This window comes from Desulfovibrio sp. SGI.169, assembly GCF_050313595.1.
GTDB lineage: Bacteria > Desulfobacterota > Desulfovibrionia > Desulfovibrionales > Desulfovibrionaceae > Desulfovibrio.
Genome location: NZ_JBNPLS010000046.1, coordinates 1 through 8964 on the forward strand (window position 1 = coordinate 1; position 8964 = coordinate 8964).

Here is an 8964-nt window from a genome sequence, read left to right on the forward strand (position 1 = left end):
TTTTTTTCATGGCCAGGCAAACTTTGGGGAGTCTTCCCGTTGTAGAGGCAGAAGCGCACGTTGCCGTCAAAGCCCCGCGTCCAGGCATCGAGCCGGTCCCTCTGGCTACTGATGAGCGCGTTGAGCGGATAGAGAAACAGGGCACGTATACCTTCCAGAGGGGTGCCCTGGGCCGTGCTCTGTCTAGCCAGTCTGTCGAGGATGGGAATCATGAAGCATTCCGTTTTCCCCGATCCCGTGCCGCTGCTGATGACGGCGGAGGAAGGTTCCTTCCCGCAAAGAGTTTTCCAGGCTTCAAGCTGATGTGTGTATGGCCTGCGAGAAGACGGGAACTGGTAGTCCTGCCGCAGTTCCTCGGGCGGCTCGTTGAGGCAGCGGGCCAAGCGTTCATCCAGCAGGTTCCCTGCAAGGTCGGCCATGCTGAGATCTGCCTGTTTCCAGCCGAACATGGCTTCAAATGCCGGGTCGCTTATGAGCTTCCTTCACCACCCGGCGCGCAGGAAAGCATGGCGTCCAGACAGCGGCGCAGAGAATCATTACTCAGCGGCAGCGCGGAGGGCACATCCTGCCGGATGCGTTCCTGAAGGCGAGGCAGAACTCTGGAAAAATACGACAGAGACATGCTCATGATTCCTTTATGATAAAGCGTTCCGATGCGCAGCCGCAGGCAGTGAGGGTAGACGCCTGCTCGAACCATTCAGTGTCGAAATGAAGATGTTCACGGATGTGAAAAGCAGTGTTCTGGTCGGGTGGAACGGGGAGGAAAGCGAATCGCGGCTCAAAAGACTGAAGCGTAAGCAGAACGGGCAGACCGATCACGCTGTTTCTATATCCCTGCGAGAAAGATAAAAACTGTCTGGCATCGTCGTTATGCCTCTCATGGTTAACGCGTGACTCAAATTCCGTCGGCCAATAGTCATTGGCATGAGCATGCAGCAGTGCCTGCATAACGGAGCGATCATCCTGGAAAAGTATTTTTTGTGTAGTTGCTAGGGTAAGGCATTCTATTTTTTTCAATTCCTGTTCATGGCAGGGCAGTGGAATGGCGATGTGTACGAGTGCATTGACGGACGGACAGCATGAACCAAGATTTTCCATTGTCTTCTGCATATGATCCTGCCAGATGCCGAAGGCCACATTGCCGGGAATGAGTTTTTCAAAATAGTGTTTGACGCACTGGCTGGCTACACTCCAGTCTTGCCGGGAAACAAAGTTCCACAGAAAGGGAAGTTCCGTATCGACTCTGGATGTAAAATCTTGAAAAGAGATTTCCGGATGCAGGGCGATCATGGCCATGATGCGTGGGAAACGAAGAAGGGTCTGCCAGACTTCCAGCGTGGAAAGCGGTAGATTCTTCACACAATTGAAAAGCGCAAGAAGGGTCGTCCATTCCGGCGCATCGAGACTTTGCTCCATGACGGCTATGCAGGAGGAAAATGCCTGTTGCCGGAATTCTCTGTTCGTTTCGGCAATAGCGGCCTGAAGGCAGTTGCGGGGCGTTCCGTCAACGTCGCCGTTCACTGTCCATAGCAGAGGACGCAGGAAAGTGCCTTCCGTATCATCAAAAATGAGCCAGGGACCAGGCCTGTCCAGCACCTCTGAAAGCTCCCACTCGCCCGAAGCAGTGCCGTCTTCGCGCAGGGTTTCCTCAAGCAGCATCGGACCGAGTTCCGGGTGGTCGAGCAGCAAAGCCTTCATGGCATAGCCTTGTAAAGGTCGGGTTCCGTACTCGGAGAGGTCGAGCACGGCTTTCGTTTCCTTCGGGACAAGACAGGATTCGTAGCGGGCTACGTTCCAGCCCGCTACTTTCTGACCATCAAAAAGAATATCGAGCGATACTTGGTCGTCCAGCCCCTTTGTCAAGGCGAGCATTTCCAGAAGGGCATTCTGCCAGTCCATAAGGCGGATGACCGTGCAGGGCTCATGAGTTTCCAATGGATAGTCCAGTTTTTTGCCGTGCAGGGAAAGGCGAAGCGTGGTATGATGCACTCTCATGCTGAAACAGTACAGGCGCAGACCGTGAAGATGCAATGCGCAGATTTGTCTGTTTGAAAGAATTTCCTGACCTTCGGCGTTGAAGAGACGGGCACCTGTCTGGGGAAAGGGAACACGAATACGCGCGGACTGGGGACTATTCCTCCAAGACACCCGAATATCCACGGTAGCTGGGGGCACATGACCGGGCAAAGTTTTAAAGGCAAGTTCAAGGCTGTCTCCCTGAGGGCGGCAGGCAAGTTCCAGTCCTGTCTGCGGCTGATCGAAGATAGCTGTTTCGGCGTTCCAGTTCTCAAGACACAGACGGCCATTCCCCTCCGCATCTGTAGACAGGTTAATAGAGGCCTTCATGGGCAGAAGAAGCATACGACTGCGCAGGCTGGCACCATTGTCACCTTTGAACCATACCTGCGTGACACCAACAGGCGCATTAGAGGAAGAAAACAGGGCAAAATCTTCCATTCCCGCTGTTTTTTGCAGCATTTTGCCGTGCGGAATTTTTTTCGTGCCGCCCGTAGAAACAACAGCCTTGGGAAGGCCGCGGAATGCCAGTGAGGGTTGAAGCATTTCCACATCCCAGAAACGGTTGTCTCTGCTCCAGTCGTACTCTTCACTGATCAACTCAGAGGTGCGTATAAAAAAAATCGAGGTTGTCTTTTTTTAGACGACCAGGTTTTTTCATGCGATAGATATGCCTGTTTGTACACATCAATAAATTTTGAGATATAACCTATTGATATATCATGTATAAAAATAAATTTGCAAAAAAATACCCCGGCAGCTACCCTAAAAAAATTGGGATATTACCGGGCGTTACTGGATTGTTTTGTACAAGAATCGTGAGGGAGAGGGAAGGTAGAGGGGGAATGCAGGGCAAAATCATCTAATTTGACAACAAGCTGATATTACAAGAAAATATAAATGTTAAATTTAAACCTCAATTCACTAATATTCAATAATTTCAATAAGTTTTAATTTAAAGTGATTTTGCCATGAGGGGGATGGCGTCGATATTGAGTTAATCAGCGAAACAGACTATAAACTTTTTTGCACGGCTACCCCTCTGGCCTATGCGTCGGCACAGCGCAAACGGAAAACGGTCACGGCGTAGCGCGATGGAATTGAATTTCCCAAAGAGGGAGCAGAACACTGCAGAATCAAGGGAACAACGCCATAATAATTGTGACTAGGTGGTGTCGTCATTTACAATCTAACCATTAAAATTATTATAAGTTATTTCATAATTCGTATGAAATAACTTATAGCATCAGCCGAAAGTCTGGCGCGGCGCAAAAAGCCCGTGAGTGAGTCAACACCACGTTTTTAGCGGAGAATCTTCATAATTCAGTCCTTGGGCTGAATTATAAAATGAGTTCTAGTCAGCAATAAATTTGGAAAGGCGTCCGAAGGCGTTTATTCCACGGAGATGAGAACTCGTCCCATTCGCGACCAGTGGAAGGACTTATTATTACTGTACTGCAGAGCGAAACATGTTGAAAACCATAAAGACCTAAAGCAATGCTATTAGTGCATAAAGAAATTAATGTCACTAAGAATTATCAAGAAAACGCAGACGCTGTTCTTGCTCTTGGTGATACACTAGATACTGTTAAAACCCTCCCTCAAAAAATTTTTAATCTTATTATAACCTCACCCCCGTATAATATTGGTAAGGTTTATGAAAAGAAACAACCGCTTGAAGATTATCTATCATGGCAAAAAAAAGTAATTATTGAATTATCCGATAAACTTGTAGATAATGGTAGTATCATATGGCAAATAGGGAATTTTATTGATAGTGGAGAAGTGTATCCACTTGATATTTACTTTTATCCAATTTTTAAAAGTCTTGGGTTTAAATTAAGGAATAGGATTATATGGCATTTTGATCATGGTCTACACTGTAAAAATAGATTTTCTGGGAGATACGAGACACTTATATGGTTCACAAAATCAGATAATTATAAATTTAATCTAGATTCTGTAAGAATTCCATCAAAATACCCCGGGAAACTTCATTATAAAGGCCCTAAGAAGGGATTACCAAGTGGTAATCCGCTTGGGAAAAATCCATCAGACTTTTGGGATAAGATTTGTTCTGAAATAGAAGAAGGAATTATTGATATTCCTAATGTAAAAAGTAATCATCCAGAAAAAATAACGCATCCTTGCCAATTTCCAGTAGAATTAATAGAGCGATGTGTCCTTGCATGTACTGATGAAAATGATTGGGTTCTAGACCCATTCGGGGGAGTTGGTTCTGCAGTTATTGCAGCAGTAAAAAACAACCACAAGGGAATGATGATTGAGATTGAACCGGAATATATAAAAATTGCTTCTCAAAGATTAACAAAATTAAAAAACGGAGAACTTAAGACACGTCCCATTGGAAAAAAAATATTCCAGCCGACAGGCAGAGAAAAGGTTTCTCAAATACCCAAAAGTTGGGAAGACCAACAAGGAGTCTTGATATGAGGAGCGTAGCAGAATTTGATTTCAATGGCGGAAAAAATTCTGTGTATACCAAATATTCAGATGAACTGTTTGAAATTAAAAAAGTAATAGAAAATGTTGATGCGGAATCCTGCAGAACAAAAGAAAGTCATGAAAAGACAATGCCTGGTAAAATTCTCTATTCACCTCGAAAATTGAATGTTTTTTTTTAAGGATGAATTCCATAAATATGGATGGAATAATTATTCTGTACAATGTGATTATATTTATGGGACGTACCTAGATGGATATATATCATCAAATCAGCGCCAATCAAGTAAACCATTTAGAGATATGGATTTTTTAAAGGAAGGAAAGAGATTAGGAATAGAGGTGCAATTCGGGAAGTATGCTTTTATGGTCTATAATGTATGTGCAAAAATGACTATTTTTCATAATCTAGGTAAAATTGATACAGGTATCGAAATAGTACCAGTTAAGCATTTTGCTGACGAAATGAGTACAGGTGTATCGTATTTTGAGCAATTTGCATGGGACCTAACGAAAAGAGGTGTGTCAAATATAGATATACCTGTTTATATTATTGGCATTGATGCTTAAATTAAGGGGCTGTTCTCGCTAAGATTTTTGGCCTCATTAACCCAATGAATTAGCTGGGATAAGAGTTTCCGATGATTGCCTCCATTGAACCGCCATTCACACTCCTTCAGGAACCAATAAAAATGTCCGGGCTTAATGCCGTTGAAGCGTTGCAAATGCCTTTTCGCCTGATTCCAAAAGTTTTCTATCCCATTGATATGGTTAGCTTGTTCTGTAAGCCGGCTTAAATGATTGATTCGGTGGTGATGAAAAACACTGATGCCCAAGGCATTATATCCCTTGAATGTATCGGTGGACACGATATTGTCCGGCTCAACTCGCTCCTCGATATTGCCCGGATATGAATCCTGAGGAAGGGGTCTGGAATTATCTGAAAAGAATGTGCTTGAAGAATCAGATATTTTCCAATTTGAAAGCTCTCGGAAAAGGGCTACGAAAAGCAATTCGGCTATTTCGCTCCCGCCCACATCTGATTCAGGCCTGTTTTGTGCAAGCAGGATGTGTTTAAATATAAAATGGATAATCAGTAAATATTTCGACATGCTGTCTCGCGTGGATTATCGTAGACGGACTCTGAACCGAGCCGATCCAATTTCTTCTCCTGCGATAGAATTTACCTCTCTGTTGAACTTCTGAATCTGTTCCGGTGTAGGATTGACATTTGCAATATCAATATCTCCCGCCGTGCCGAAGGCGTACCAGACCACCCTGCGCCCGTAGTCTATCCGTTCATCATGGTTCTGCCCGTGGGGCTGGCGGGGGTGTGTCTGAATACTTCGTTGGCAACTTCCTGCCGCGTGTATCCGGCACAGCGCATGTACAAGGCAATGACCGCATCCAGCCGTGATTCATCCATCTTCTCGGGAAAACGCTTTTTAACCATTTCCCGGTAGGCGGCATACGGGGAAGCCAGTGTGCCGACCCTGGGGAACTCGCGTTTCCTGACTTCCACGCCGGGAGCAATCCGTTTGCGGAAACGCCAGAGATTGCCAAGATGCGGACTGCGTTTGCCCAGCCAATGCTTGAAGCGGGGAAGCCGTTCCGGTTTTTCTGCTTGAGACTGCCTGTCCCGCAACGCCGCTTTTTCTTTCCGTTCCTGTTCTTTCAGGAAATGCCGGGCAATGTTCAATACGGAAAGCCCGTGCGAAGCAAGACGCACCGTTGCCGCCTTCCGGCGCTCCTTCTGCCGCCGTTCCAGCGCTTCCCGTTCCTCCTCCTGTTTCTTTTCAGCGAGACGTATTTCTTCGGCCAGTCTCTGCCGCTCCTTCTGATACTCCTGCCATTCCTTCCGGCAAACGTGACTGACCGGCTCCGGAGCGAGCTTGTGGAATGTCCGCTGAGAGTAGTAGCCGGGCTTGAACTCGCCAAGCCGCTTGCACAGCCTGGACATGCTGAAATTCCTGTCCACGCTGGACGCCTTGACCGCCGTGTCGCCCACGAAAATCACCGCACCGGAGCCTTTGCGGGAAAAACGCAGACCAACGGCATCCAGCCCGGCGTGAAGTTCTTCCCAACATGAGGCGTTCTGGATGACGGCATGGCCGCGTTCCTGGACAATGCGCTGTGCGGACTTTTCGCCCGTGGCGCTTTCAAAGTCCTCGGCCTTGGGTTTGGGTTTTACCTGTTCCCGCCGCTGGAGTTTTTTGACCACATATCCCTGTTCATTGACGCGATAGCGGGCATTCATCTGCGATGCCCATCCCTGCCTGTGCTCAATTTCGGCAACAATCTTGTGCGCCGCCTCGATATCGAAACCTCTGTGCGGCTGAATAACTTTCTGCGTGTAAGGATGCGTCCGGTTTACGGCAATATGGAGGTGATAATTGCCCGTGTTCTTGTGCAGGGCGTAGATCGTCTGATGTTCGGCCAAGCCCATTCCCCGGAGAAAGAGACTGACCGCCTCATCCACCTGTTCGCGGGAAGGCTGTTCGTTTTCCTGCCATGACAGGATCCAGTGCGTGACCGGCATCTTGCTCTGGATGGATTCCTCGGCAAGAGAAATCATCTCCCTTTTCTGCGCGGCGACGGTCGAGGTCAGGAAATTTCTGCTTCCGGCATAGGCGAGTTTGTCCTTACCCCTGTCGTCGTGTTCGGCAAGGATATAGTCCACCAGACCGCCAATCATGGTGGACTTGGATTTCTTGAAGTTGGTGCGTTTGATCTTTTTGACAATCATCTTCTTTCGCTCAGGGCTTCAATAGCTCGCCGGACTTCCCGCAAGGCGGCGTCCAGTTCCGCGAGAGTGGCCGCGTTTCCCGTCCGCTTCACCACGTCAAAATGATGCTTGAGCAGCCCCCCAAGCCGCCGCAATTCCCGGATGGTTTGGTCGTCCGTTCTGGCAATGATGGGCCTGCCGCCGAAGAACAGCCGCCGCATGTATTCGGAAATGGAGATTCCGGCGGTCGCGGCCTGCCGGGCGATTCTCTCGTCCTCTTCATCGGTAAGCCTGAGCGTCCGTCGCCTCTGAAATCTGTTTGCCGCCTTCCGCTTTTCCATCTGCCTTTCCTGCCTTTTTGCGAGCGTGAGAAGCGCAGCGCCGAACGCTCTCCTGGAGTCCAGAGGCGAAGCCTTTGGCAGGAGAGTAGCTGGCGTCAGCCAGCTATCATCCTGTAAAGAAGAACGCTTCTCAGTCTTTGGAACACTACCTTCACGCTTTGGCTGGCGCATCAGTTGCGCCATGCTTCCTCTTTTGGCGCAAGCATAGATGAAAAATGCGCTTGAAGGCCAGAGAAAAAGACAAAAAGACGGTATTGTTTTTCCTTGAACAATACGTTCCGGCGGCAATAGGGTTAGAAGATGAAAAAGTGCAAAAAAGGAATTGTCCGTATTTATCCAGTTTGGTACGCATTTATCCGGTGAGAAAAGTTGTCAATAAAGTATTCACTGTAGTATGGGAAAAGGAGGAAGAATTTTGACAAGGAAGGTGATACTTATGGCAACGGCTCGGCGTTACACAATGGAACAAATAGAGGCCGCCCGGAGAAAGCTCCGCAATCTGCCGGTAAAAGAGGCGGGGAAGACTCGCGGGGAAGTTGCGGAATTTCTGGTCAACGACATCAAAAAGGCCATACGGCAGGGCTACACGCTGCGGGACATACGGGATTTGATGGCGGATGCCGGAGTATCGGTTCCGCTTGCCAGGCTGCGAGAAGTGCTGACAAACCCTGACGGATCGAGAGAGGTAGGCTCCTCAGAGGAATCGGAAACAGACACAACCCCTCGTCTTGCCAAGGATACGCGCGTTTTCACTCCGGCGGCGTTTCCTCCCAAAGCCGCGCTCGGCGATGTAGCCCAATAAGAATGACGGCGTGGTCAGAATGTGTTCTGATCACGCCGCCGAACGGGTGTTTTATTTCAGATCAAAAAGTAGCAATGAGTTTAGCTGTACCACGCCCGAATCATGTCCATATCATCATAACCGGCCTGTCGCATGTGTTCCTTTTCCTCCTCGCTCCAGCCGGTATCTCTGGTTGTTAGCTGGGATTCTTTTTCGATTTTTCCAATGGAGACACAAATATCATGGTCATTCATGGCGTCCTCGTTCATGTTTCCTCCTTTAGATTGCTTTTTCTGATTGGCTGTATCGCGTAATCCTGTCAGATAATCTACTCATTATAGTTATAACTTATTGATATATAATAATTTTATTAAATAGCATATAGAAAGAACTCCCAATATAAACCCCTATTTTTCGCGTATGTCATTGGTTCACGAGAAACGGAAAACTACATCTTGCCACTTGTATCAATTTATTGGATTAAATTGGGGAATATTGGACAATGGTAGATTTTTATCTTGTAAGAACATTACTTTTAAATATTTTTGGAGGCTCACCAAAAATGGAGTTATTTTTACTTATTGAACATATGTATATATAATATTCTATATTTATTTACATTTTAAAAAGGGTCATGA

11 protein-coding genes and 1 pseudogene are annotated in these 8964 nt (G+C 47.2%); 5 read left to right on the forward strand and 7 right to left on the reverse strand.

Features of this window, described 5'->3' with window-relative positions; translation table 11 throughout:
• The 3 genes from ACQRA4_RS13015 to ACQRA4_RS13025 form a co-directional block, all read right to left on the reverse strand.
• Nucleotides 1-449, reverse strand: a 449-nt coding sequence (locus ACQRA4_RS13015; RefSeq protein ID WP_427823491.1) for a DEAD/DEAH box helicase, incomplete at its 3' end; no start/stop codon positions are given.
• A gap of 20 nt (nt 450-469) precedes the next feature.
• A complete protein-coding gene (locus ACQRA4_RS13020; RefSeq protein WP_427823492.1) occupies nt 470-628 on the reverse strand; it encodes a hypothetical protein in 159 nt (52 codons plus the stop codon).
• Nucleotides 625-2616 carry an STY4851/ECs_5259 family protein gene (locus tag ACQRA4_RS13025; protein ID WP_427823493.1) on the reverse strand — a complete coding sequence of 664 codons (1992 nt, stop codon included), beginning with the start codon at nt 2614-2616 and terminating at the stop codon, nt 625-627. The genes ACQRA4_RS13020 and ACQRA4_RS13025 overlap by 4 nt, the downstream gene beginning before the upstream one ends.
• A gap of 906 nt (nt 2617-3522) precedes the next feature.
• On the opposite strand from ACQRA4_RS13025, the gene ACQRA4_RS13030 reads away from it, so the two are divergent.
• Genes ACQRA4_RS13030 through ACQRA4_RS13040 form a run of 3 tightly spaced genes read left to right on the forward strand, consistent with a single transcriptional unit; the run spans nt 3523 to nt 5049 of the window.
• On the forward strand, nt 3523-4470 hold the full coding sequence (locus tag ACQRA4_RS13030; protein WP_427823494.1) for a DNA-methyltransferase: 948 nt from the start codon (nt 3523-3525) through the stop codon (nt 4468-4470).
• A complete protein-coding gene (locus ACQRA4_RS13035; protein WP_427823495.1) occupies nt 4467-4661 on the forward strand; it encodes a hypothetical protein in 195 nt (64 codons plus the stop codon). The genes ACQRA4_RS13030 and ACQRA4_RS13035 overlap by 4 nt, the downstream gene beginning before the upstream one ends.
• Nucleotides 4648-5049 carry a BglII/BstYI family type II restriction endonuclease gene (locus ACQRA4_RS13040; protein ID WP_427823496.1) on the forward strand — a complete coding sequence of 134 codons (402 nt, stop codon included), beginning with the start codon at nt 4648-4650 and terminating at the stop codon, nt 5047-5049. Before ACQRA4_RS13035 ends, ACQRA4_RS13040 begins: the two co-directional genes overlap by 14 nt.
• On the opposite strand, the pseudogene ACQRA4_RS13045 reads toward ACQRA4_RS13040, so the two are convergent.
• From ACQRA4_RS13045 to ACQRA4_RS13055, 3 genes and pseudogenes are all read right to left on the reverse strand, one after another.
• Nucleotides 5046-5378 (reverse strand): annotated as a pseudogene (locus ACQRA4_RS13045) (transposase); the annotation flags it as partial. The gene ACQRA4_RS13040 and the pseudogene ACQRA4_RS13045 overlap by 4 nt on opposite strands.
• A 392-nt stretch (nt 5379-5770) precedes the next feature.
• Nucleotides 5771-7225, reverse strand: coding sequence for a TraI/MobA(P) family conjugative relaxase (gene traI / locus ACQRA4_RS13050; protein ID WP_427823497.1), 1455 nt, complete (start codon nt 7223-7225; stop codon nt 5771-5773).
• On the reverse strand, nt 7222-7728 hold the full coding sequence (locus ACQRA4_RS13055; RefSeq protein ID WP_427823498.1) for a plasmid mobilization protein: 507 nt from the start codon (nt 7726-7728) through the stop codon (nt 7222-7224). Before ACQRA4_RS13055 ends, traI begins: the two co-directional genes overlap by 4 nt.
• Nucleotides 7729-7760: 32 nt before the next feature.
• Between ACQRA4_RS13055 and ACQRA4_RS13060 the strand changes: the two genes are divergently transcribed.
• Together ACQRA4_RS13060 and ACQRA4_RS13065 are read left to right on the forward strand one after the other, a co-directional pair.
• Nucleotides 7761-7964 (forward strand): hypothetical protein, encoded by a 204-nt coding sequence (locus ACQRA4_RS13060; protein WP_427823499.1) that lies wholly within the window; start codon nt 7761-7763, stop codon nt 7962-7964.
• 41 nt (nt 7965-8005) lie between these two features.
• The gene (locus ACQRA4_RS13065) at nt 8006-8347 is read left to right on the forward strand and encodes a hypothetical protein (RefSeq protein WP_427823500.1); all 342 of its coding nucleotides are present in this window, start codon (nt 8006-8008) and stop codon (nt 8345-8347) included.
• A gap of 80 nt (nt 8348-8427) precedes the next feature.
• On the opposite strand, the gene ACQRA4_RS13070 is transcribed toward ACQRA4_RS13065, so the two are convergent.
• Nucleotides 8428-8595, reverse strand: coding sequence for a hypothetical protein (locus ACQRA4_RS13070; RefSeq protein WP_427823501.1), 168 nt, complete (start codon nt 8593-8595; stop codon nt 8428-8430).
• Between the last annotated feature and the right edge of the window lie 369 nt (nt 8596-8964).

Excerpts from the sequence above, each read along its gene's own strand:
- ACQRA4_RS13035 (WP_427823495.1), top strand. The coding sequence starts at position 4,467 with ATGAGGAGCGTAGCAGAATTTGATTTCAATGGCGGAAAAAATTCTGTG.
- ACQRA4_RS13040 (WP_427823496.1), top strand. The coding sequence starts at position 4,648 with ATGTTTTTTTTTAAGGATGAATTCCATAAATATGGATGGAATAATTAT.
- traI (WP_427823497.1), bottom strand. The coding sequence starts at position 7,225 with ATGATTGTCAAAAAGATCAAACGCACCAACTTCAAGAAATCCAAGTCC.
- ACQRA4_RS13020 (WP_427823492.1), bottom strand. The coding sequence starts at position 628 with ATGAGCATGTCTCTGTCGTATTTTTCCAGAGTTCTGCCTCGCCTTCAG.
- ACQRA4_RS13065 (WP_427823500.1), top strand. The coding sequence starts at position 8,006 with ATGGAACAAATAGAGGCCGCCCGGAGAAAGCTCCGCAATCTGCCGGTA.
- ACQRA4_RS13055 (WP_427823498.1), bottom strand. The coding sequence starts at position 7,728 with ATGGCGCAACTGATGCGCCAGCCAAAGCGTGAAGGTAGTGTTCCAAAG.
- ACQRA4_RS13070 (WP_427823501.1), bottom strand. The coding sequence starts at position 8,595 with ATGAACGAGGACGCCATGAATGACCATGATATTTGTGTCTCCATTGGA.
- ACQRA4_RS13060 (WP_427823499.1), top strand. The coding sequence starts at position 7,761 with ATGCGCTTGAAGGCCAGAGAAAAAGACAAAAAGACGGTATTGTTTTTC.